Genomic DNA, 23114 nt, shown 5'->3' with positions numbered 1-23114 from the left:
AGAATCGGGAATCGGGAATCGGGAATCGGGAATCGGGAATCGTCAAGACGATCCTGGTTACCTGATCTAACGACAACGGCCGCGTACTGCGGCCGTTGTCGTTTCACTACCAGCATCGCTGCCGATCTACCCCGCTACGCGCGCAGGCGGTTTGGCAACGGTCAGGGCGCCGTGGAAGTGATCCAGGAACCGTTATTTCCTCAACGCGTCATCGTTGGCCCAGGCGGAGCGACTGTTTGCTGCGATTGCTCAAGCGATTGCTGCTGCTCTCGCGCCTGCGATTGGGATTGATTAATCGATTGCACGCGCTCGAACGAGTGGTCTTCAGGTGTTTGCACCGCCTGTACAGTGGCCATGTCGGCACGGCGGTGCCCTGGGTCGCTCGGGGTACCCTGGACCAGGAATACTTTCTCTCCGGCCGCAAGCTTGTCTGTCGCGTTGTTGAGTAGCACATGGTCTACACGTGACAAGCCTTCTTCCTTTGCGAGTACGAGCAAGCTAGCCGTGATGCGCTGGCTTGATGCATCCCACTCGCGGCCATGCTGGGCATCGAGCTTTTGCACCCCATCCCTGATCTGTTGGTAGAGCGAATGATCCGCGTGGCCGGGGTCTGACGGAAAAAGGTGTGCCGACGGCCTCGACAATTGTGGATCGCGTTCTCGCAGCTCATGTTCCAGTTCGCGCGCGGTGATAGGCAAGACGTGCAGGTGCGTCGTCTTGCTGTGCTGGAACAGGCCGGGCGTCGGTGGCTGCGTGCTGCTGTCGAGATAAGGCATGGGGCGCGTATCGCTGCCCAGGTCGATACCGTTGCGCTCAAGTATTTCTTCCTTCAATCCCAAGCGCTGCATGTCCAGGATCATCGGCTGTTCCGGCTCGCCGGGCTTTGACTTGTTGTAGTGGCGCTCGTAGATGGCAGCTGTTCCAACTACCCACGGGCCGTAGTGATTGGCGTAGTCGGACTGACCCGTATAGCCGATGCGAGCGCTCTTGGCGTCCTTGTCGAAGAAGTTTGCACCCATTGCCTCGACGTTGGCAGGAGTGACGGGCATCGTCATATCTGCGTTCAAGGTAAGGTTGGACTTGAGCGCGTAATTGAATTGCGGCATTCCGCCGGTTTGATCAATGAAGTCGCGCATACGGCCGGGTGCTTCCCGAAAAATATCTTCCAGGGATGCATCCGGCTTTGCTTGCTTTACCCTGCTGACGGTTGCATTCCAGCCTGCAATTTCTGCACTTGCTTCATCTACACGGTTGCTTGATAAAACCTTCTCCGCCGCGTCCGAATAATCGTGCGTGGTCTTGGCTATCTGCACCGCAGCGGCTTCGAACGTCGCACGGGAAGCAGCAGCGGTTGGGCTGTACATGGCGTGTTGCAGTTCATGCCCCAGCACAAACGTCATGTCACCGGAATCAAGCAACTTGCCGCCATGCCCATTGGAAAGCCTAGACAGCGGCAGCCGGATGGAATTCTCATTCGGCGTGAACGTTCCGCCTGCATTCGGATCATTCAGAGGCTTTAGACTGAGTACGCGTTGCTTCGCAACCGCATCATTGAATTGGTCAAGCAAAACCGGCGATGCGGCAAGCACACCCTGTAGTTTGGTGACATGTTCGGTGGTGACGCCTAGTTGGCGGCCGAAGTCATCAATAATGGCTTGCGCCTGTGGACTCAAAGGCATGGCCGTTCCTTGGGTTAACGGATGTAGATCCATTCAACGCAGTGGTGCTCCACCCGCTCCTGCGGTGCATCGGCCTCACCTCGTGGAAACACCTCCACCCGCATGCCTGGGCGGCTGAAGAAGTCACTCATCCATCGCCCGTCTTCCACCATGTTGCGTTGACGTACAAACCCGATGTTCTCCAGCTTCTTGGTAAACGTATCGAAATCGATCCCGCAGATCTCCGTCATGGACGGGGAAGCACCCGCTTGCGCTGGAACAAAGGTGAACTCGAACCAACGCCCCGCAGTAAGCGTCTGATCCATCCCAAAGCTGTAACCCCACTCACTGGTAAGCGGAGCACTGGCGCCATAACGCTTGGGATCAGCTGCCGCACGCGTCACCGGAACCCCCATTTTGGACTGCAGGTAGTCGGGTGTCAGATCGTCCAGTCCGTGAATTGCTTGAATCAATGCAAGCATGCGGGTGAGTGCATCCTCTGCCGTTCGTATCGGCCCGCTGGGTTCGCTGCCAACGGGAGTGACGTTGGATTCGGCTGAGGAACTCATGGCAGATGTCTCCGTGACGGTTGCCGGGGCTGGGGTGGCCGCCGTGTGGGCGCATGCGCCCAGAACGAGGGTGGCGAGCAAGGCGTAGAGGGGGCGCGCGATCATGAAGCGTCCGTTGTGCGCTGGTGTGGCTGCGACGCTAGTGGCATCCGGCACCGAGGTCAATCGCAAGGCGTCTGGCAGCTGCAGCATCATCGCCGCACGCTACGCGCCCTGGCCGGCACCTCCACCGGCGGCAACACCTCCATCAGCAGCTGCCCCGCGCTGGCGGTGATGCGTAGCTTGGTGCCGATGGCAAAGCCCAATTGCTCCAGCCACAAGCCGCTGAGGCGGACGTGGGGAACGTGCTGGTCGCCGCCGTGGTCGTGGGCGCCGGGGTAATGGGTGTAGCTGACGGTGCATTGGCGCGGGCGGCGGGCGCGGCGGGGTGCGCGTAGCGTGCCGGGGCCTTGCGGGGAGGCGTCCGGGTCGGGCGGCAGCATCGGTGGCAGCTTGCTGCGGTCGGGCTCCACAACGACCCACTGCACCCGCTTGGGCGGCGTGGGGCGCGTGCGGGTGCGGGCGGGTCGTGCGCTGGCAGATGCCGTAGGTGGGCGGCGGCGTGTCATGGCGCCTCCGGGTGGCGGCGGGTAGCGCTAGGTGCAGCGACGCACTGCTGCAACGCCACGTCGATGCGTGCAGAAAGGCTATGCAGGGCCTGCGACAACACGCCGAGCTGGCTGAGCAACTGCTGCGCAAGATCGTCGCTGGCCTGCTCAACGGCCGCGCGTGCGGCCAGGCTGCGCAGCACTTCGCCTATCTCGCTCAGCAAGCTGTGGGCGGAAGCTGGCAACAGATAACCCGGCACCGAAGCCGGCATGGATGGTGCGATAGACATGGCAACGCCCTCCTGGAACAACCCAAGAACCGCCGCCAACGGCGACGGGATGTCGGGAGGTTCGAAACCGCTAGTAGCCGGCGGGCGTATTCCCCTTGCGGGTGTTGTATTAGCCGCCCTCCCGACACAGGCATTGCGTCGGCTTGTCCCTGCAGGATGCAGGCACAAAAAACCCACCGGTTTGACGGAGGTGGGTACCGCTACTAGAGGAGTTTCGACGCTCCTTGGGCCTAGATTGCAAGTACACGGTCTGGCGTGTCAACACACGCTGGCGGGTCTCGCGCGGCTGTGTGCGCCGCTGGCGCAGTGCCATACGGGCCACGCAAGCCGAGCGCCGTCGCCTGATAAGTGCACCTGACCCCATCATGCTTGACCCCTTTCAATCGCTGCGGCTTTCTTTCAACGGATTCACGCGCCTCAGAGCCCGCTTAGCGCCGTTTATACTGCACATCTACTTAAGCCCTAGGGGGCGACATGGAACGGTCGAGAAAGGATGAGCTGAACGAGTGGAAGTGGCCCACTCGCCCAACCAACGAAGAAGAATTCGACGCCATGATGACGTCTCTGGACAGTCGCTTTTCGGCGATGGGCATCGAACCGCGCCATCGAGGCATGAGAGCCTCCCAGCAAGTGTCCTGGACCTTGAAGCTGGATGGCACTCCAATCCTCGGCGGACCTCCGGACAGGGGTCCCCCCTTCGGTCCGCGTGACCTACTTGCCAAGGTCCATGACTGGTATTCGGATCACTACGGCGACGCGATGAAGATCGACTTCTCACCGGGAAGCTTCCTGGTTGTCGTCAACGGCAACCTTTGGAAGGTTCGTCTTCCGATGATCATGGGCGAAGGGAGGCTCGTGGTTAATCGCGACCTATCCGTAGTCCAGAAGGACGGTGTTGGCAGGGGTCCGGCAATCCACAACGTGTTGTGCTCGGTGGAGGGACTGACACAAGCGATGGCCAACAAGTTATCGGACCAGGAGCTTGCGTTCTTCTTCCACGCATTTGTGCATGGCTGGCAAGCGATCATGACCTTGGAGTCACTCGGCGGGCATGCACTGTTCTCTGAGGCGAAAGCAGATTTCAGGCACAGCGTCGATGCCATCGCCAGCCGACGAGAGTATGGAAAAGCACGCTGGGAGGCGGCTCAATGCGCTGAGAAGTTGCTGAAAGGCCTTCTGGCCCGCGAGGAACACTCGTATCCAAAGGATGCCGGAAAGGGGCATGACCACGTCCACCTTGGCAAGCTGCTGGAGGAGAAGCTCGGCATTCGTATCAGCGAGGAGATCCTAACAGCATTGAAGACGTCGCCGGCCGTTCGATACGGTGAAGAAGCCAGCACATTTGAGCAAGCGATGGCGTCCCACAGCGCTCTCCTGGCATTGCTAAGGACGCTTGAGGCACACCACTTCGTCGAGAACAGCGATGGCGATTCAAACGATGGAGTCGGTTAGCACCATTTGCTCTGCGCTTACAGGCTGCGCATCACTCCGCAGGGATAACAGCAGACGCGGTGTGAAGGACGTAGCGGGATAGCGCCCCACCCGCTTCAATGGCCAGTTTTTGGAGCGCAGACTATTCTATTCGGCAAGCAAGGGAATGGCATGGACAATGGCAACGACAAGCGACGGATCGCCGAATGGCGAGCGAAGCGACGCCAGCAGCGTTTTTGAACAAGAGCGGGAACGGGACAGCAAGCGTCAGTTCGGCGGACACTACTTTCTCGAGGATAACGAGGCGCAAGGCATCGATCCTGCCTGCGCCGCTACGGACGCGGAGGAGCTGATCTGGACCCAGCAAAAGTTGGTGCGCGCGGAGGCCGCGCCTCGTCTGACGAGCAGCGAGCTCAGGCTGGCGTTGTGGTCACGGGATTTGGACGCGCTGCGCCAGTTGTGGGGGGAGCGGGAGCAAAAGCTGACCTTAGACTCAACTTCCAAGTGCAACACCCCAATAGCAAGTAGGGTATGCACATGTCAAAACGTTATTTTCACCTGAGTTCAGAAGAGCGCGCGATGCTGCAAATCGAAACCCGACGCGGCCAAAGCTTACGCTCGATCTCCAGGCTGCTAGGCAGAAGCCCGTCGACGTTGAGCCGGGAGCTATCCAGGCAAGACAGCGCGCTCTACTGTGCATCAGATGCAGGCAGGCGTTACACAGCGCGTCGCCGGCTTAGCGTTCGGCAACATCGACTGATCCCTGGAACGGAGCTGTTCCAGCTCGTGCGCGATCATCTGGTGCTATGGCGGTGGTCGCCCCAGCAAATTGCTGCCAAGCTGCTGGCCATGCATCCACACGATCCTGCTCAGCGCGTCAGCCACGAGACCATCTACGCAACGATCTACGCGCATCCGCGCGGGGGCCTGAAGAAAGAGCTGGTCGAGGCGCTGCGCCAGCACAAGCCTTCTCGTGGATTGCGACGGACGAGTGCCGCCAAACGCACCTGGGTGCCGGAGGAACTGCGGATCGTGCACCGACCCGAAGAAGTGCAACAGCGCCTGGTTCCAGGCCATTGGGAAGGTGATTTGATCAAGGGTGCGTTCAACCGTTCCTGCGTGGGCACCCTGGTGGAGCGCAAGACACGCTTTGTCGTGCTGTGCCGCATGGACGGCTGCACGGCCGCAGATGCCCTGGCAGGATTTACCCGCCAGCTGAAGAAGCTTCCCGCCGCGATGCGGACGAGCTTGACCTACGATCGCGGCACCGAGATGACGTGTTATGCCGAACTGATGGAGGGGCTGAACATGGACGTATGGTTTGCAGACCCGCATGCGCCATGGCAGCGCGGAAGCAACGAAAACACCAACGGTCTACTACGCCAGTTCCTACCCAAGGGTGTGGATTTGTCCAGCGTCAGTCAGGAGTATCTCAATCACATCGCCTTGCTGATGAACACCCGCCCACGAAAAACGCTTGGCTGGAAAACGCCCAGCGAGGCCATGGAAGAAGAACTGGCAATCTTCAAATCACGTGTTGCACTTGAATCTTGAGACCGCCGACCTACCTAGAAGACGCAGCACGGTTGCTTGCCCACATTCGTCATCGATCTGGGATTGATCCCGTCCTTCGTGCTCCGGCGCAGATGATGAACAACGACGCCATCCAAGCCCTCCGGGGGGCGCTGGAAGAGTCCGGCCGCCTGATTCCGAGCTCTGCGCCCGCCTCACTCGCTCCGCCAGATGTCGAGGTAGACTGCAAGCGCGTCGAGCAGGTGTTACGAGTCATCCGGGATGGGCAGGCCGACTTCAGGAAGCGTTTGATTGAGCATTACGGGGCCGTGTGCATGGTCACGGGCACGGCCCACGCGGCCGTGATCGATGCCGCGCACATCAACCCCTACAACGGCACGTCCACCAATGCGCTCAGCAACGGGCTGCTGCTTCGGAAGGACATCCACGCCCTGTTCGATGCCGGCTTGCTCCTTGTTTCCCCGAACCTGGTCATCTCCGTCTCCAGCGCCCTTTCTGATGCCTGCTACCGCGATCTGGATGGGCGGCCACTGAGGCTTCTAGCCCCGTCCAAGATCCCTACGAACGCTCTACGATCCCGGATGCTCGGCAAGGCAGCGGACGAAGTCAGTCTTTCAGGCGTTACTCTCGGGAACAAAGATGAATCTCGCACCTGATCCACTGGAAGCCGTTCGCTGGGAGCACCACGAGGTGGCCGTTTACAGCGGTCTCGACCTTCCCTCCTTTGCTACTTTCCGGCGCGAAGTGGTGCTGGCCGCCGTCGAAGCGCTGGATACTAAGATCGACACTCTTGAGAACAGCGAAGAGGAAGTGGAACGGGTCTTCGCCGTAGACCACTACGCTGACATCCGGCAGTCAACCATCGAAGCGTTCTTGCTGGCTACGCAGTCCATGCATGAACGAGCCCTTCGAGGATTGATGGTTGGCATGGCAGGAAGGAAGACCTGGCCCGCCGGCAGAATCCAGCAGATTCAGCGCTGCTCTTTGGACGGCAAGGGCCCCAATCTGCTGTGCTTCTTTCAGGAGCTGTTCGATGCACCCATGGAATGGTTCGGCGTCCACTCCGACTTGCAGTTCCTTCACCTATTGGGCAATGCGCTTCGACACGGCAACGGCGACTCTGCAATCAAGATCCATCAGTTCGCGCCGTCGCTTTGGATAACCTGGCTTCCGCCGGGATCAATCATTGGGGGCCTATACACCGTCCCGCTTGACGCACCCCGGCATCCGGCCTTCGACACGATCACCCTTCCTCGCGTCCTGCTCGAGCAGATGATGATGGCCGTGAGAGGATTCTGGGAGGACATCGAGTTTGTCCGCTGCAACTCGTTCTCCAGGAAATCCGAAGGGGTCGAAAAGCACATGAACGAACTTCGGGAACAACGCGCGCGTCGATCAAATGAACGCGTCTGGACGCCAGGCTGATCAACCGTTGGGTTGAGATCAGGCTCTGTTCTTCATTGCTCGGCGTCCACCGGCACCCGTCAAAAGTTCACGTTCAAACGTCGGATGAGCGCTTTGGTGGTCTTTCGCGGGGCTCAAGGAAGAACGGCTCCAGGTTCACTTGTTTCGTGAGCAGAAGACTGGTTCCAGATCACCTGACCTCGTTGTTTGCTAGTGACACTAGCTTGCGAGAAGTGAATCTGACTCCGTTATTTTGGAGCGCAGCTGGACACCTCGGCGTGATGGACCGATCCTCGTATCGTCAAGGCGCATGCGCCGGCGCGCTGGAACACTCCCCCCCACGATTGATCGTGGCTGCACAGTCGAGCGCGGCATCGCGGTTGTTGCGGATGTCAGTCAGGGAACTGGCGATGGTCACATCCGGGGTGACTCCCCGCCCTTCGAGCGAGACACCGGAGGAATCCTTGAAAGAGGCGATCGGAATGTGAATTTTTGCGCCACGATCAAGTGAGTAGACCTGCGCAATCAGCACCTGGCCGGCCGTGCGCTGACCAATCACACGGGCACGGCGATAGCGTTGCAGGGTCGCCGACAGAACCTCGGCAGCACTGGAGCTGGCTTCACTGACAAGGACAGTGACTGGAACATCCGTTGCTGTCATTCCTGTTGGAACACGCAGCTCGATGGACGATTCGCGACCGCGCTCCGTTCCAATCAGCGTTCCTGCCGGAAGAAAGTTCTTGGCAATGTCACCCATGGCCGTTGCGACTCCACCGCGATTGAGCCGGAGATCAAGCACGATCGGCTGCCCGGGATGAGACGCGACCTGCTGGGTGACCCAGCGCATATTCTTCGTATTGAATTCGTTGAATTCCAGAACGAGCGACTCCCGGTGCTCATAGGCGACTCGCTCATAGAGCTTGGCCAGGAGTCTTTCTCCCATGGCGTGCTCGGTGGGATCTGTCCTTACCTGAAGCACTTGCCCGGATGGTTGCCTGAGACGGTATTCATACGTCCCGACGGGCTGTCCCGATACCGGCCCCATACTTACCAGGTGATCGCCAGGCTCGACACCCGCCCGTTCCGCACTGGAGTGGTTCACCACCTCGATCACGTTTAGCCCGTTGCCGGGCAATGGACTTGTGATCGTCAGCTTCAATGGCCGACAATGAATCATACCGGGCGTTCCACCGGTGCCGTAAGCCGACTCCACCAAAGCGCGAAAGTTTGACCGATCAAAGTCATTGATACGAACCAGCCCATCGCGTCTTTCAAGATTCGTCGAGCGCGTAGCAACAAGATCAACTGGAATAACGAAATATCTCCAGATACCATCCAGCGAAATTGCTGCAACCCCAATGTCTAATTTTTGCTGACCAGGACTCGGGGCCGCAGCGGCAGACAGCAGGACATGCCAGCCTGCGCGCACCCCTCGCGTATAAAGAGGCGAACCAGGGTCGATGGCTTTGACAACTGACATAGTGGCCGAACGCGGCTCGGAGATCAGCATACCGGCTCCCACGAACGCATCCGGCCATTGAAGCCCAACCAGATCTTCCTTCTTTGGAAGGCTCAGCGCGATGTCCTCGGCTGTGAAGTATTGAAGATGCGACGCCTCCAATAAACCCAACATTTCTCCTACCAGGTCGACCGTCTTTGCATGACTAAAATCGAACACCGGAATTCTCTTCCTGTAGGTCGCGTGGACAGCCGCCCAGTCGTAGCCATTGAAATGCTCATCGTAATAACGCTCATCGACTGCTGACCAAGCAGACCCCAGGAGATGCAGGTTGATTCGATAATTCGCCCAAACAGCGAATGCGGAAATCAGAGTGGTAGCGAACAGTAGCCACAGAAAGAAATTCCGATATTTAACCCGCACCCCACCTTCTCCCTTCATGCCCTTATCCACGGCGAGCGCTTGCTCTGACACTATCGGCCTTGCCCCGCAGCATTGGACAAGAAGGCGAAGTCAGTCGTCGCAATCGTCTGCTGCATGCGCGCTGGTGGCGCAGTGCAGAACCGCCTCTGCACGCAGCAGGCCGTTCAACCTACGCCGCTACACGCGGCTGCACGTTGGTCTCGATCTCACTACGGTTGGGCAAGGTCTTCAGGTCGTAAGTGGCCTGCAGCGCAAGCCAGGATGCCGCGTCGCCACCGAAGTGACGCGCAAGGCGCGCAGCGGTATCGGCAGTGATCGCGCGCGCGCCGTGCACGATGCTGTGGACGCGCGTGGCAGGCACATCCAACGCACGCGCCAGGCCGTTGATGGTCAGCTGCAATGGCAGCATGAAGTCCTCGCGCAGGATCTCGCCGGGATGGATCGCGCGCAGCTTGTTGGTGGGTCGCATGGCAACACCTCAGTGATAGTCAACAATCTCTACGTGCCCAGGGCCGGCACCGGTCCAGACAAAGCACACACGCCATTGGTCGTTGATGCGGATGCTGTGCTGACCTACACGCGTACCTGCAAGAAGCTCAAGCCGATTGGCTGGCGGACTGCGCAAGAACTCCAGCGTCTGCGCCGAATCCAGCAACTGCAGCTTCCGCTCGGCTGCGGCCTGCATGGAGTGGAACTGACGCGGGTTCCCACCTTAACAACGCGCGTGTGTGCCTGCATCGAAACGACTGGATCATCCTGACCGCCCTCATTACGTCAGGCGGAATATATTACGCATTGCGTAATGGCACAAGGGTGATTTGTATTCCCATCCCCCGCGCCGCGCGCCGGCTCGCGATTGTGGCGCGGGCGCTCCAAGGGTTGCGCGCCAATGACACGCAAGCAGCGTCTTATCGCGCCGATGAGGGTGCGGGGCCTGTCACTGCCTTGGCGGCCGTCCCGTTCCCTTCTCTCGCGGGGAGACGGGCTTTCCACGCGACGAACTGTGACCACGCCAGATTTCCGGCACTGCCAGGCGCCCTCGTCTATCAAGTCCGCCGCGCCCGGGCCGATACCGCCTGCATGGACAGATTGAGCATCATCGGACTGGTGCTGGCGATCGTGGCGATCGTCGGCGGCAGCGTTTTGAAGGGCGCCGGTATTTCGTCGCTGTGGTCGCCGGCTGCCTTCGTGATCGTCATCGTTGGCACGGTGGCGGCGATCCTGCTGCATACCTCGCCGACGGTTTTCCGGCGCGCCTTCAAGATCCTGCGCTGGGTGATCCAGCCGCCGGCCAGCGACCGCCCGCAGCTGCTGGCGCGTATCGTGGAATGGAGCAATACCGCGCGCCGCCAGGGCCTGCTGGGCCTGGAGGACCAGTTGCCGCGCCTGGACGACCCATTCCTGCGCAAGGGCTTGCAGATGCTGGTGGATGGCGTGGAGCCGGAGGCCATGCGGCACATGCTGGAAATCGAAATGGACAACCAGGAGCGCCAGGATCTGGCCGCGGCCAAGGTGTTCGAGGGCATGGGCATCTACGCCCCCACGCTGGGCATCATCGGCGCGGTGCTGGGGCTGATGGCGGTGATGAAGAACCTGGCCGACCCGGCCATGCTCGGCCACGGCATCGCGGCGGCCTTCACCGCCACCATCTACGGCATTGCCTCGGCCAACCTGCTGTTCCTGCCGGTGGCCGCCAAGCTCAAAAGCGTGATCCATTGCAGCACCAACGAGCGCGAAATGGCCATCGAAGGGCTAATCGCCATCGCCCAGGGCGAGAACCCGCGCAACATCGAGTCGAAATTGGCAGGCTACTTGCATTAGCCCGCTTATGGCCCGTCGTCGCAAGCATCACGAAGAACATGGCAACCACGAAGCGTGGGCGATTCCGTACGCCGATCTGATGACGCTGCTGCTGGCGTTCTTCGTGGTGATGTACGCCATTTCCTCGCTCAACGAGGGCAAGTACAAGGTGATGGCGCAGGCGCTGACCAGCGCCTTCGGTGGTTCGTCGAACCAAGCGAGCCCGGTCCAGATCGGCAAGACCCAGACCCTGGGCGCCGACCATGACCGTCCCTCGGTCATCAAGGCCGGTGCGCCGATGACGGCCACCACCGGGCCAACCGACACCACCTCGCTGCCGTCGATGGCCGCGCAGATGCGCATGCCGGTGTCGTTGCGCAACCAGGCGCAACTGGCCCGCGCGCAGCGCCAGATGGATGCGGTGGCGCAGCAGTTGAGCAAGACGCTGTCGCCGCTGATCGAAAAACGCCTCATCACCATCCGCCGCAACGATCTGTGGATCGAGGTGGAGATCAACAGCGACATCCTGTTCGGTACCGGCTCGGCCACCCTGGCCGGTGGCGCCCGCAACACCCTGTCCACGCTGGCTACGGTGCTGCGCGATGCACCCAACGGGGTGCGCGTGGAGGGCTATACCGACAACCAGCCGATTGCCACCGTGCAGTTCCCGTCCAATTGGGAGCTGTCGGCCGCGCGCGCGGCCAGCGTGGTGCACCTGTTCGCCGACGACGGCATTGCGCCGCAACGATTGGCGATGGTGGGCTATGGAGAATTCCGCGCACGTGCCGATAACGGCACTGAGGCGGGACGGAATGCGAACCGGCGTGTGGTGTTGATCATCCTCGCTGACTCGGCTGGCTCACTCGCACCCGATCCGCCATCGCAGTTGCACGCGACCGCCGCCGGGGCGCCGAAGCCTGCCAAGCCTGACGGCGGCCAGACGGCCGTCACCACCGAAAGCGGCACAAGTTCCGTTCCCGCCGTAATTGAAGGAGTGCAATGAGATGCGTATCTGGGCAATCGCCAACCAAAAGGGCGGCGTCGGCAAGACCACCACCACGCTGGCGCTGGGTCGCGGCCTGGCCGCGCTCGGCCACAGGGTGTTGTTGATCGACCTCGATCCGCATTCCTCGCTCACCCGCGCGTTTGGCGTGCCGTCCGACCCGCCGCCGCGCGGGGTGCTGGACCTGTTCGGCACCCCGCCGAGCGACCTGGCCGGCCTGGCGCACGAAAGCACCATCCCCGGCCTGTCGTATGTCTGCGCACAGGCCGCCCTGGCCACACTGGAACGCCGTAGCGCCAACCAGCCCGGCCTGGGCCTGGCGTTGCAGAACGCGCTGACCCGCCACGCCGGCCAGCACGACTACATCCTGCTCGACTGCCCCCCTACCCTGGGCCTGCTGATGATCAACGCGCTGGCCGCCTGCGACCGCGCGGTGGTGCCGACCCAGGCCGAACCGCTCGCGCTGCATGGCCTGGCCAGCATGGTGCGCACCGCCGACATGGTGCAGCGGTCGCGTCGCCGCGCGTTGCCGGTGTCGATCCTGCCCACGCTGTTCGATCGCCGCACCCGCGCCGGCACCGAAACATTGAAGGAAATGCAGGCCACCTACGGTGCAGTGGTGTGGGAAGACGCGGTGCCGGTGGATACCCGAATCTGCAATGCCGCCGCCCTGACCGTGCCCGCCGTTGGCGGCGACTACCAGGGCCGCGGCCTGTCTGCCTATCGCCGCGCGCTGGAATGGGTGCTGGCCGATGACGCGATGCGTATGGAGCAAGCCGCATGAGCAACCACACCGCCAATGGCGAGCTGGACGACTACCTGGAGGGCCTGCTGCACGATGTCGGCGTGGAAACACCTGCCATCGCGGCCGCAGCAGCGCAGCCGCCCGCCGTGCAGGCGGCCAGCGACGCGAGCGACGTTGCGCTGGCCGAACCGCCGGTTGCCGCGACCGCCTCGCCCGAGGTCATCGCCGCCGACCTGCTGGCCGAGATGCATGCCGACCCCACCTTCGGTGCGCCGGTAGCCGCAGCGCCCACGCCCGAGCAGATCGCCGCCGATCTGCTGGCCGAGATGGATTCGGACCCGGCCTTCGGTGCGCCGGTGGCCGCAGCGCCCACGCCCGAACAGATCGCCGCCGACCTGCTGGCCGAGATGGATTCGGACCCGGCCTTCGGCGCGCTGGTGGCCGCAGCGCCCACGCCCGAACAGATCGCCGCCGACCTGCTGGCCGAGATGGATTCGGACCCGGCCTTCGGTGCGCTGGTGGCCGCAGCGCCCACGCCCGAACAGATCGCCGCCGACCTGCTGGCAGAGATGGATTCGGACCCGGCCTTCGGCAGTGCTGTCCCGAGTGCGGACATGATGGCCGCCGATCTGCTGGCCGAAATGGATTCCGATCCGGCCTTTGGCCTGGACACCGCGCCCGCACCTGCACCGGCACCCGCCGCGCTGCCGCCACGCGCGCCCCAGGCACCGGCACGCGCCGCGCCGGCGCCGATCGCACCGACCGGCCTGCAGGCACTGCTGGCTCCCGGCCAGGCCGACAGGATCCATGCCGAGCGCCGTGCCAGCGAACGCAGTACCCGCTGGCTGCGCCTGCGCTGCGGCGAACAGACCTATGCGCTGGAACTGCTCAAGGTGCAGGAAGTGGTGCTGCCGGTGCCATTGCTGCCATTGCGCGGCACATCCAGCGCCATGCTCGGCATCATGAACCTGCGTGGACAGGTGGTGCCGGTGATCGACCTGGGCATCCACCTGGGCGCATCGCCGGTGGACATGGACCTGCAGACGCGCGTGGTGGTGCTGGAAGAGAACGGCGAAACCATGGGCCTGCGCGTGTCGGCCGTGGAAGACGTCACCAGCCTCACCGACCAGCAGATCGAACCACCGGACAACGCCCGGCTGTGCCGCATCTCCAACAACCTGTTCCGCGGCGTCGCGCGCCTGAGCCACCAGCCGATGATCCTGCTCGATGCCACGCATCTGTTGCATTGAACGGGTGTGCAACCTGACGCCCGCTGTGCGCACTGTGGCGTGTGACCGATTCACCGTTAAAGCTTTCCCGCCCGCCGCCGTTAGTACGCATAGAACCATCCGTTCGGAGCAACAATGAGCACAGTGACATTGGGCGAGGATCTTGGCATCGAGACCAGCGCCGACCTCAAGCAGAAGCTTGCCGGATTCCTCACCCAGGACGGCGACCTGGTGCTTGATGCCGGCGAGGTCCGACGCATCCACACCGCCACCGTGCAGTTGCTCTGCGCCTTCGTGCAGAGTCGCCGCCAGGCCGGCCTGCATACCGAATTCGATGGCTGTAACGACACTTTTAGGGATGCGGCCCGCCTGCTTGGCGTCACCGACGCGCTTGGGCTACCCGCATCCAATGACAACCTGAAATCTGTGGAGAACGCCGCATGAGCGCACGTATCTTGGTGGTGGACGATTCGGCGTCGATGCGCCAGATGGTCTCTTTCGCCCTCACCTCCGCCGGCTTTGCCGTCGAAGAAGCCGAAGACGGCGCCGTTGCGCTGGGCCGCGCGAAGGGCCAGCGCTTCAATGCGGTGGTGACCGACGTGAACATGCCCAACATGGACGGCATCTCGCTGATCCGCGAGCTGCGCCAGCTGCCGGACTACAAGTTCACCCCGATGCTGATGCTCACCACCGAATCGGCGGCCGACAAGAAGTCCGAAGGCAAGGCGGCCGGCGCCACCGGCTGGTTGGTCAAGCCGTTCAATCCCGAACAGCTGATCGCCACCGTCCAGAAAGTCCTGGGTTAACCCTTACTCGCTCCAGCATCGGATGTCACGCCCATGAGCATGGACCTGCAACGTTTCCACGCCACCTTCTTCGAGGAAAGCCGCGAAGGGCTCGACGCGATGGAGGCCGGGCTGCTGTCACTTGAAGAAGGCAACCGCGACCCGGAAATCATCAACTCGGTGTTCCGCGCCGCGCATTCCATCAAGGGCGGCGCTGCCACCTTCGGATTCGAGGCCGTCGCCGGGCTGACCCATGTGCTGGAGACGCTGCTGGACGAGTTGCGCTCCAACAAGCGCCAGCTCGAACCCAATGCCGTCGATGCCATGCTCGGGTCGGTGGACGTGCTGCGCGCCCTGCTGCGCGAAGCCGAACACGGCACCCCGGCAGACCCTGCGGCGGTCAAGGCCGTGCATACCCGCCTGAACGCCGTGCTGGCCGGCGAAGCGGCCACCGCCGTCGTGGCGGCCAAGCCGAAGGAAGAAGAGCCCGAAGCCTGGCACATCGGCTTCACCCCGGCGCCGTCGCTGTTCATGAGCGGCAACGACCCACTGCGCATCATCCGCGAGCTGGAACACCTGGGCCCGCTGCAGATCGCCGCGCGCCTGGAGCGCATACCGGGCTTCGAGAACATCGACCCGCTGGAAGCCTACCTGGCGTGGGACCTGGGCCTGATCGGCAAGATTCCGCGCAGCAAGATCGAAGACACCTTCGCCTGGGTCGTGGACGACTGCGAACTGGACATCCGCCCGATGCCAGTGCCCGGCCCGCCGCCGAGCCTGGCCGTGGACCAGAACGCCACCAGCGCCCCGGCGGCGATTGCCGCTGCGCCGGTGGCCGTGGTCGAAGCTGCCGCCGCGCCTGCCAAGGCCGCTGCCGCCGAAGCCGAAAGCTCCATCCGCGTCAGCGTGGACAAGGTCGATGCGCTCATCAACCTGGTCGGCGAACTGGTCATCACCCAGGCCATGCTCAAGCAAGTCTCCACCGGCCTGGACCCGGCACATGCCGAACAACTGTTCGCCGGCCTGGACCTGCTCGAACGGAACACCCGCGACCTGCAGGAAGCGGTCATCGGCGTGCGCATGTTGCCGGTGGATGCGGTGTTCCGCCGCTTCCCGCGCCTGGTGCGCGACCTGTCCGGCCGCCTCGGCAAGCAGGTGCGCCTGCGCACCATTGGCGAAGGCACCGAACTGGACAAGGGCCTGATCGAAAAGATCGCCGATCCGCTCGTGCACCTGGTGCGCAACTCCATCGACCACGGCCTGGAATTGCCCGACGCGCGTCGCGCCGCCGGCAAGGACGAGACGGGCACCATCACCCTGGCCGCCTCGCACCAGGGCGGCCACATCGTGATCGAAGTCAGCGACGACGGCCGCGGCCTCAACCGCGCCAAGATCCTGGAAAAAGCCGCCGAACGCGGTATTGCCGTGCCGGACAACCCGACCGACTCGCAGGTCTGGGACCTGATCTTCGCGCCGGGCTTCTCCACCGCCGATGCCGTCACCGACCTGTCCGGTCGTGGCGTGGGCATGGACGTGGTTCGCCGCAACATCCAGGGCCTGGGTGGCGAAGTGCAGCTGGAAAGCAACGCCGGCAGCGGAACCCGCGTATTGATCCGCCTGCCGCTGACCCTGGCCATCCTGGACGGCATGACCGTCTCGGTGGCCGGCGAAACCCTGATCTTGCCACTGGCCTACGTGCTCGAAGCACTGCAACCGGCGGCCGAAGACATCCGCTCGATGGCTGGCGACGGCCGCGTGCTGCGGGTGCGCGGCGAATACCTGCCGATCCTGTCGCTGACCAACTACTACGGCTTCGGCGGGCAGCAGTCCTCGCAGGAACCGTTGGTGGTCGTCGTCGAAGGCGACGGCCAGAAGATCGCACTGGAAGTGGACGAACTGCTTGGCCAGCAGCAGGTGGTGGTCAAGAACATCGAGAACAACTACCGCCGCATCCCCGGCGTCTCCGGCGCCACCATCCTCGGTGATGGCCGTGTGTCGCTGATCGTGGACATCGGCGGGCTGGTGCGCTCGTTGAAGGTGCCACAGGCCGCGTAGTGCGGCAGGCCGCGGCAGCCATGCCGCGGTGCACGCTTCCACGCCATCGGTGCGCGATGACGTGGAAGCGATTGCCGGTGGCAAGCAACTGACGGCATCGCCCTTCCCCGTCCGGCCAGACGCCAGACGCGATCGGCAGGACATTCTGGCCCTTTACCCAGACCTTTCGCCTTAGCCAGCATCCGGCGTCCCACCAGGGCCCGGCAACGCTGCCGGGCCCTGGCCGCTCGTCCTGTCCTGCCAGTTATTGCAGCGCCGGCACGGCAATTGGCGCCACAGCCCCTGGCGCACCCTGCCGGCCAACGGTTCACCGGCGTGGCGACCGTCGGTCCAAAAGGTGATAAAGCACACGCTTGGGCGGCCGATAGACAAGGCACTGAGGGCCTTTAGCCCGCGTCAAGTCGAAGGAAGTCGCATGCACACCGCCAATTCCCTCCGCTCTGCCCGCCCGATGCTGGTTGCCGTAGTCGCTGTCGCCCTGCTGGCGGCGGGCGCCTCCCTGCCACCGTCCTTCGCCGCACCGGCAGCGCCGGTGTCCGTACTGCTGGACAGCGTGCCGGTGACAGCCTTGCAATCGCTGGCCGTGGATCTGGTGCAACTGCGCGAACAACAACGTGCACAGCTGGCCGCCGCGTACGACCCGGTTCGCATCCAGGCCTACGACGAACGCCTGGGCAGCTTGCGCCAGCGCATCGCGCGGCATGCCGGCTATTTCCAGGCCACTGCGCCACAGGGCGAGCAGGCCCGTCGCTTCGCGCGGGTGCAGCAGCAGCTCGGCAGATACCTGGCTCAACATCGTCAGGCCGATCGCGCGCTGCACGCCGGCGACCTGCACGCGGCGCAGGCCTTGTCGCTGGGGCACGACGGCGATACCCGCCAACAGCTGTGGACCGAATTGCGCAACCTGCAGGCATCGGTGGCCGGCGACAGCGCACGGCAACGCGACTAAGTCTGCCGCACTCGCTTTCCAGGGCAGCCCTGCCGTAGACGCAGGGCACTGCCCCGGGCAGGCATGGGCCACTTCCGCAGGATGCTCAACATTTCGCTGTCCCAGTCGCTATCTGCTTTATCCCGGTATCTTCCTTTCGCTGGATATTCGTCATGACGTTCAAGAGTTCGTTCGCAAAAACGCTCGCCAACATGCCGTTGAAGCGCAAGTTCCTGGTCCAGACCGCGCTGGTGGCGGTGGGCATCGTCGCCTTGGCGGTGGTGGCCGCGCGCATGCAATACGTGGATCTCACCGACACCCGCCGCGACGGCCTCAAGAGCCAGGTCGAAATGGCGATCGCCGTGGTCAACGGCTACGCCGAGCGCGCCGAAAAGGGCCAGGTGGACGTGGCCGCCGCCAAGCAGGCCGCGTTGCATACCTTGTCCACCATGCGCGCACGCGATGGCGTGGACTACATCTACGTGACCGACCAGGCGCCGGTGATGCTGATGCATCCCACCCGCCCGGATCTGAATGGCAAGCCGCTCAACGATGTGCTCAGCCCAGACGGCAAGCGCATCTTCCCGGCGTTCGTGACCGCCGCGCAAGCCGGTGGTGGCTATGTCGATTACACCTGGGCCAAGCCCGGCAAGCAGGATCCGGTCAGCAAGACCTCCTACGCGGCGCTGTACAAGCCGTGGGGCTGGGTGATCGGCACGGGCGTGTACCTGGACGACACCCAATCGCAGGCACTGGCCTTCACCGCCGTGGTGACGCTGGCCGGCGGCCTGCTGGTGCTGGTCAATCTGCTGGTCGGCTGGATGATCGGCAATTCGGTCCTGGAACCGGTGGCGCGTGCCCTGGCCGCGATCAAGGGCGTGGCGCGGGGCGACCTGAGCGTGCGCACCGCCGACCACGGCAAGGACGAGATCGGCCAGATGCTCAAGGCCACCGACGACATGGTGCACACGCTGGAGCGCTTCTCCGCGCAGACCAAGACGATGGTGCACATGCATGCGGGCGAGGATGTCACCCACCGCATGCCCACTGATTTCCCGGGTGTCTACGGCGAGCTGGCCGGCGGCATCAACACCATGATCTTCGAGCACCTGGATGCCATCGTCGATGCCATCGGCGTGCTCAACGAGTATGCCCAGGGCGACCTGTCGCGCGATGCCGCGCGCCTTCCGGGCACCCGTGCCGTGCTGCACGAAGCCATGGACGCGGCCAAGGCCAGCCTGCTGGCGATCAACACAGAGATCAAGCGCCTGGCGCAGGCCGCTGCCAACGGCGACTTCAGCCAGCGCGGCGATGCCACGCGCTTCAAACACGATTCGGCGCGCATGATCGGCGACCTCAACGCGATGATGGAAGTGAGCGACCGCAACCTGGGTAAGCTCTCCGAACTGCTGACAGCGCTGGCCCAAGGCGACCTCACAGCGCGCATGGATGGCCAGTTCCATGGCGTGTTCGCCCGCATGCGCGACGATGCCAACACCACCGCCACGCAGCTGGCCGGCATCGTCGGACGCATCCAGCAGACGGCCACCTCCATCACCGGGTCGGCCAGCGAAATCGCCGCCGGCAACAACGATCTGTCGCAGCGCACCGAACAGCAGGCCGCCAACCTGGAAGAAACCGCCGCCTCGATGGAAGAGCTCACCTCCACCGTCAAGCAGAATGCCGAAAGTGCACGCCAGGCCAACCAGCTGGCGATCGGCGCAGCCAGCGTCGCCTCGCAGGGTGGGCACGTGGTCAGCCAGGTAGTGGACACCATGTCCGGCATCCAGGCCTCCTCGAAGAAGATCGCCGAGATCATCTCCGTCATCGATGGTATCGCGTTCCAGACCAACATCCTGGCCTTGAACGCGGCGGTGGAAGCGGCGCGTGCCGGCGAGCAGGGCCGCGGTTTCGCCGTGGTTGCCTCCGAGGTGCGCACGCTCGCACAGCGTTCGGCCGGTGCGGCCAAGGAGATCAAGCACCTCATCGACGATTCGGTGAGCAAGGTGGCGCAGGGCTCGGCGCTGGTGGATCAGGCCGGCAGCACCATGAGCGAGATCGTGTCCTCGGTGCAGCGCGTCACCGACATCATGAGCGAGATCTCCGCGGCGTCGCAGGAACAGTCGGCCGGCATCGAGCAGGTCAACCTCACCGTGACCCAGATGGACGAGGCCACCCAGCAGAACGCCGCGCTGGTGGAAGAAGCCACCGCTGCCGCCCGTTCGATGGAACAACAGGCCCAGCAACTGACCGAAGCGGTCGCCTTGTTCCGCCTCTCGGCCGAGCTGGGAGCAGTCACACGCAGCACGCCAGCGAAGGCGCGCATCGCCCAGAAGCCGGCAACGACCGCCGCGCCCACAGCCGCCAGCAAACCGTTACCGCGCGCCCGGGTGGCCTCCGTGGCGTCCAACGAATCGGACTGGTCGGAGTTCTAGAACAGCGGCCAGTCATGACGCACGAACGAGCCGCGCCCGGAGCGCGGCTCGTTTGTTTTGAGCGTTGGGCAAAGCGGAGCCGGCACCGGGCAGGCAAGTGACCATCGATCACCCAGCCTCAGGTTGGATGGACGGGCTCGCTGCAATCATCTAGCCGTCTATCCATGAGCACTTGCATTTCAATCACGATCACTTCACGAAAGTGACCTGATTTACATTTTTTTTATGCCTTGACGTTAATAAGTGGCATCAGCGGCCGAAATCAGGGTGGACGAGATGCGCGGCGCGATTGCTGCCATTGCATCTTCCCATCACCAGCCCGCCTCCCAGGATCCTGCCATGACTGCCTTACTCCAACGCTTCAACGTGGGCCCGCGCCTTGCGGCGGCGTTCACCGTCCTGATCGTGCTGTCCGGCCTGATTGCAATGATCGGCTACCGCGGACTGCGCTCGGCGCAAACTCTGGTCGACGACATCGTGCACCAGAACATGGTGAAGATTCGTCTGTCCAACGACATGATGAACGCCAATTCCATCATCGCCATGCAGCTACGCAATGTCGTACTCCCCACGACCGATGAGCAAAACCTTCAGTTCATCGCACGCATCAATTCTGCACAGACCGACTACAACAAGGCGCGCGAGACCCTGTATGCCATGTCGGCCTTGCCGCAAGGTAAGGCACTGCGCGCAGAAATCGATGTGCGTGGTGCCGAGGCCAAGCCACTGAACGACAAGATCATCGACTTGGTGATGAGCAACCACAGCGATGATGCCTTGACCCTGTTGCTCACCAAGGCAGCTCCAGCCATGCAACGCTGGCAGGACAAGATCTCCGAAAACATCACGCTACAGGACAAGGCGGCATCGCAGGCATCCGCTATCGCCCTGGACTCGATGGCCGACTCGCGCAAGTTGCTGATTGCCGGCACGGCGGCGGTGATTCTGCTGAGCGCCGTGCTGGGGCTATTGATTACCCGTAGCCTTACCCAGCCGTTGAACCGCGCCACGCGCGCGGCCGAATCGATTGCCGGCGGCACGCTGGACAACGACGTCCAGACGCCGTTCAACGATGAAACCGGACGTCTGCTCACCTCCATGCACCGGATGCAATCGCAATTGCGCAATCTGCTGGCTGCGCAGACCGACATGGCCCGTCGTCATGACGAAGGACAGATCAGCTTCCGGATCGACGCCGACGCATTCCCCGGCCAGTACGGCCGCATGGCCAATGACACCAATAACCTGGTGGATTCGCACATCGCGGTGATGATACGCCTGTCGCAAATCATGGGCCGCTATGCGATCGGCGACCTCAGCGAAGACATGGACAAGCTGCCCGGCGACAAGGCCGCGCTGACCGACACCATGATGCAGGTCAAGGCCAACCTCTCGGCGATGAATACCGAGATCAAGCAACTGGCGCAGGCGGCCGCCAACGGTGACTTCAGCGCCCGTGGTGACGCCGCACGCTTCCAGTACGACTTCAGGGTGATGGTCGATAGCCTCAACACCTTGATGGCCACCGCCGACGGCAACCTGCAATCGCTGTCCAGCCTGCTGCAAGCCATCGCCGCTGGCGACCTCACTGCCCGCATGAGTGGCGAGTTCCGCGGCGTGTTCGCGCAGATGCGCGACGACGCCAATGCCACCGCCACCCAGCTGGCGCAGATCGTCACCGGCATCAAGCACTCTGCCATCTCGATCAAAGGCGCTGCCAGCGAAATCGCCGCCGGCAACCAGGACCTGTCCCAGCGTACCGAGCAGCAGGCCGCCAACCTGGAAGAAACCGCGGCCTCGATGGAAGAGCTCACCTCCACCGTCAAGCAGAATGCCGAAAGCGCCCGCCAGGCCAACCAGCTGGCCATCGGCGCCGCCGGTGTCGCTTCGCAAGGCGGGGAAATCGTCAGCAAGGTCGTGGACACCATGAGCGGCATCGAAGCCTCGTCCAAGAAGATTGCCGACATCATCAGCGTCATCGACGGGATTGCCTTCCAGACCAACATCCTGGCCTTGAACGCGGCAGTGGAAGCGGCGCGTGCCGGCGAGCAGGGTCGCGGTTTTGCAGTGGTCGCCTCCGAGGTGCGTACGCTCGCGCAGCGCTCTTCCGGTGCCGCCAAGGAGATCAAGGGCTTGATCGACGAATCCGTGCAGCGCGTGGCCGACGGCTCGGTGTTGGTGCACAGCGCCGGCAAGACCATGGGCGAGATCGTGGCTAGCGTGCAGCGGGTCACCGACATCATGGGCGAAATCTCCGCCGCCTCGCAGGAACAGTCCTCCGGCATCGAGCAGGTCAACCAGACCGTCACCCAGATGGACGAGACCACCCAGCAAAATGCGGCCCTGGTGGAAGAAGCCACCGCCGCCGCACGCGCGCTGGAAGAACAGGCGGTTGGGTTGACCGACGCGGTGGCAGTGTTCAAGACCGACGACAGCCACAGCCATGCGTCACCGACCGCCATGCGTGCCATCTCTTCCCGGCCTTCGGTAAACGCCGCGCGCAAACCCATCACCCAATCGACGTCCACCAGAGCCGTTGCCACCATTCCCCGCGCACCCAAGGCGCGCGCCCAGGTACCTGAGACAGCTGACCAACGCACCAACTGGTCGGAATTTTAATGAAGTAAATGTTATGTTGTAGCGATGCGGCGCTGTTCTCAGCGCCGCATCGCTGCACTCCAAAAATTGCCTGGTTGATCGGCAAACGGGTCGCGTCGGACCACTTCACTGCTCCAACAACTATATCGAGCGGACTCATGCGTCTGCCAAGTTGTTGTCTG

General features: G+C 63.0%; 21 protein-coding genes and 1 pseudogene. 15 read left to right on the top strand and 7 right to left on the bottom strand.

The window, feature by feature from the left end:
- Positions 1 to 200 precede the first annotated feature (200 nt).
- The 4 genes from ACCQ13_RS08315 to ACCQ13_RS08300 form a co-directional block, all read right to left on the bottom strand.
- Complete coding sequence (locus ACCQ13_RS08315) at positions 201 to 1679, bottom strand: XVIPCD domain-containing protein (protein ID WP_159406988.1); 1479 nt, start codon at positions 1677 to 1679, stop codon at positions 201 to 203.
- A 14-nt stretch (positions 1680 to 1693) separates the two neighbouring features.
- Entirely contained in the window at positions 1694 to 2332 is a 639-nt protein-coding gene (locus tag ACCQ13_RS08310; RefSeq protein ID WP_159407956.1) for a hypothetical protein, read from the bottom strand.
- Between the two features lie 86 nt (positions 2333 to 2418).
- Positions 2419 to 2835, bottom strand: a complete 417-nt coding sequence (locus tag ACCQ13_RS08305; RefSeq protein WP_159406987.1) for a SymE family type I addiction module toxin — start codon at positions 2833 to 2835, stop codon at positions 2419 to 2421.
- Positions 2832 to 3104 (bottom strand): XAC0095 family protein, encoded by a 273-nt coding sequence (locus ACCQ13_RS08300; RefSeq protein ID WP_159406986.1) that lies wholly within the window; start codon positions 3102 to 3104, stop codon positions 2832 to 2834. The genes ACCQ13_RS08305 and ACCQ13_RS08300 overlap by 4 nt, the downstream gene beginning before the upstream one ends.
- 552 nt (positions 3105 to 3656) lie before the next feature.
- Between ACCQ13_RS08300 and ACCQ13_RS08295 the strand changes: the two genes are divergently transcribed.
- From ACCQ13_RS08295 to ACCQ13_RS08275, 5 genes are all read left to right on the top strand, one after another.
- Positions 3657 to 4556, top strand: coding sequence for a HEPN domain-containing protein (locus ACCQ13_RS08295; protein WP_274392083.1), 900 nt, complete (start codon positions 3657 to 3659; stop codon positions 4554 to 4556).
- Between the two features lie 157 nt (positions 4557 to 4713).
- Positions 4714 to 5097 carry a hypothetical protein gene (locus ACCQ13_RS08290; protein ID WP_159406983.1) on the top strand — a complete coding sequence of 128 codons (384 nt, stop codon included), beginning with the start codon at positions 4714 to 4716 and terminating at the stop codon, positions 5095 to 5097.
- On the top strand, positions 5073 to 6089 hold the full coding sequence (locus ACCQ13_RS08285; protein ID WP_159406982.1) for an IS30 family transposase: 1017 nt from the start codon (positions 5073 to 5075) through the stop codon (positions 6087 to 6089). Before ACCQ13_RS08290 ends, ACCQ13_RS08285 begins: the two co-directional genes overlap by 25 nt.
- Before the next feature lie 95 nt (positions 6090 to 6184).
- The gene (locus tag ACCQ13_RS08280) at positions 6185 to 6724 is read left to right on the top strand and encodes an HNH endonuclease (RefSeq protein ID WP_223214429.1); all 540 of its coding nucleotides are present in this window, start codon (positions 6185 to 6187) and stop codon (positions 6722 to 6724) included.
- Positions 6708 to 7493, top strand: coding sequence for a hypothetical protein (locus ACCQ13_RS08275; RefSeq protein WP_126942758.1), 786 nt, complete (start codon positions 6708 to 6710; stop codon positions 7491 to 7493). The genes ACCQ13_RS08280 and ACCQ13_RS08275 overlap by 17 nt, the downstream gene beginning before the upstream one ends.
- A 280-nt stretch (positions 7494 to 7773) precedes the next feature.
- Here ACCQ13_RS08275 and ACCQ13_RS08270 read toward each other — a convergent pair whose 3' ends face one another.
- From ACCQ13_RS08270 to ACCQ13_RS08260, 3 genes and pseudogenes are all read right to left on the bottom strand, one after another.
- The gene (locus ACCQ13_RS08270) at positions 7774 to 9372 is read right to left on the bottom strand and encodes a S41 family peptidase (protein WP_159406980.1); all 1599 of its coding nucleotides are present in this window, start codon (positions 9370 to 9372) and stop codon (positions 7774 to 7776) included.
- Positions 9373 to 9523: 151 nt separating this feature from the next.
- Entirely contained in the window at positions 9524 to 9823 is a 300-nt protein-coding gene (locus ACCQ13_RS08265) for a HigA family addiction module antitoxin (protein WP_159406979.1), read from the bottom strand.
- A gap of 9 nt (positions 9824 to 9832) precedes the next feature.
- A pseudogene (locus ACCQ13_RS08260) lies at positions 9833 to 10109 on the bottom strand (type II toxin-antitoxin system RelE/ParE family toxin).
- A 325-nt stretch (positions 10110 to 10434) separates the two neighbouring features.
- On the opposite strand from ACCQ13_RS08260, the gene ACCQ13_RS08255 reads away from it, so the two are divergent.
- The 10 genes from ACCQ13_RS08255 to ACCQ13_RS08210 all read left to right on the top strand — a co-directional run bounded on the left by ACCQ13_RS08255 (position 10435) and on the right by ACCQ13_RS08210 (position 22953).
- Entirely contained in the window at positions 10435 to 11175 is a 741-nt protein-coding gene (locus ACCQ13_RS08255) for a flagellar motor protein (RefSeq protein WP_104604430.1), read from the top strand.
- Between the two features lie 7 nt (positions 11176 to 11182).
- Complete coding sequence (gene motD, locus ACCQ13_RS08250) at positions 11183 to 12157, top strand: flagellar motor protein MotD (RefSeq protein ID WP_104604428.1); 975 nt, start codon at positions 11183 to 11185, stop codon at positions 12155 to 12157.
- A 1-nt stretch (position 12158) separates the two neighbouring features.
- Positions 12159 to 12941, top strand: a complete 783-nt coding sequence (locus ACCQ13_RS08245) for a ParA family protein (RefSeq protein ID WP_159406978.1) — start codon at positions 12159 to 12161, stop codon at positions 12939 to 12941.
- Positions 12938 to 14152, top strand: a complete 1215-nt coding sequence (locus ACCQ13_RS08240; RefSeq protein WP_159406977.1) for a chemotaxis protein CheW — start codon at positions 12938 to 12940, stop codon at positions 14150 to 14152. The genes ACCQ13_RS08245 and ACCQ13_RS08240 overlap by 4 nt, the downstream gene beginning before the upstream one ends.
- A 114-nt stretch (positions 14153 to 14266) precedes the next feature.
- A complete protein-coding gene (locus tag ACCQ13_RS08235) occupies positions 14267 to 14575 on the top strand; it encodes an STAS domain-containing protein (RefSeq protein ID WP_104604422.1) in 309 nt (102 codons plus the stop codon).
- Positions 14572 to 14937, top strand: coding sequence for a response regulator (locus tag ACCQ13_RS08230; RefSeq protein ID WP_002806565.1), 366 nt, complete (start codon positions 14572 to 14574; stop codon positions 14935 to 14937). The genes ACCQ13_RS08235 and ACCQ13_RS08230 overlap by 4 nt, the downstream gene beginning before the upstream one ends.
- Before the next feature lie 33 nt (positions 14938 to 14970).
- A complete protein-coding gene (locus ACCQ13_RS08225; RefSeq protein WP_159406976.1) occupies positions 14971 to 16971 on the top strand; it encodes a chemotaxis protein CheA in 2001 nt (666 codons plus the stop codon).
- Between the two features lie 415 nt (positions 16972 to 17386).
- Complete coding sequence (locus ACCQ13_RS08220) at positions 17387 to 17920, top strand: hypothetical protein (RefSeq protein ID WP_104604418.1); 534 nt, start codon at positions 17387 to 17389, stop codon at positions 17918 to 17920.
- Between the two features lie 152 nt (positions 17921 to 18072).
- Positions 18073 to 20334, top strand: a complete 2262-nt coding sequence (locus ACCQ13_RS08215) for a methyl-accepting chemotaxis protein (protein WP_104604416.1) — start codon at positions 18073 to 18075, stop codon at positions 20332 to 20334.
- A 339-nt stretch (positions 20335 to 20673) separates the two neighbouring features.
- Positions 20674 to 22953 (top strand): methyl-accepting chemotaxis protein, encoded by a 2280-nt coding sequence (locus ACCQ13_RS08210; protein WP_159406975.1) that lies wholly within the window; start codon positions 20674 to 20676, stop codon positions 22951 to 22953.
- The last annotated feature ends 161 nt before the right edge of the window (positions 22954 to 23114 follow it).

Origin of the sequence: Xanthomonas sp. NCPPB 1638 (assembly GCF_041475635.2) — a bacterium.
GTDB lineage: Bacteria > Pseudomonadota > Gammaproteobacteria > Xanthomonadales > Xanthomonadaceae > Xanthomonas > Xanthomonas cucurbitae.
Note: the sequence above shows the minus strand (reverse complement) of the source record. Positions and strands in the feature narration are given on the sequence as shown.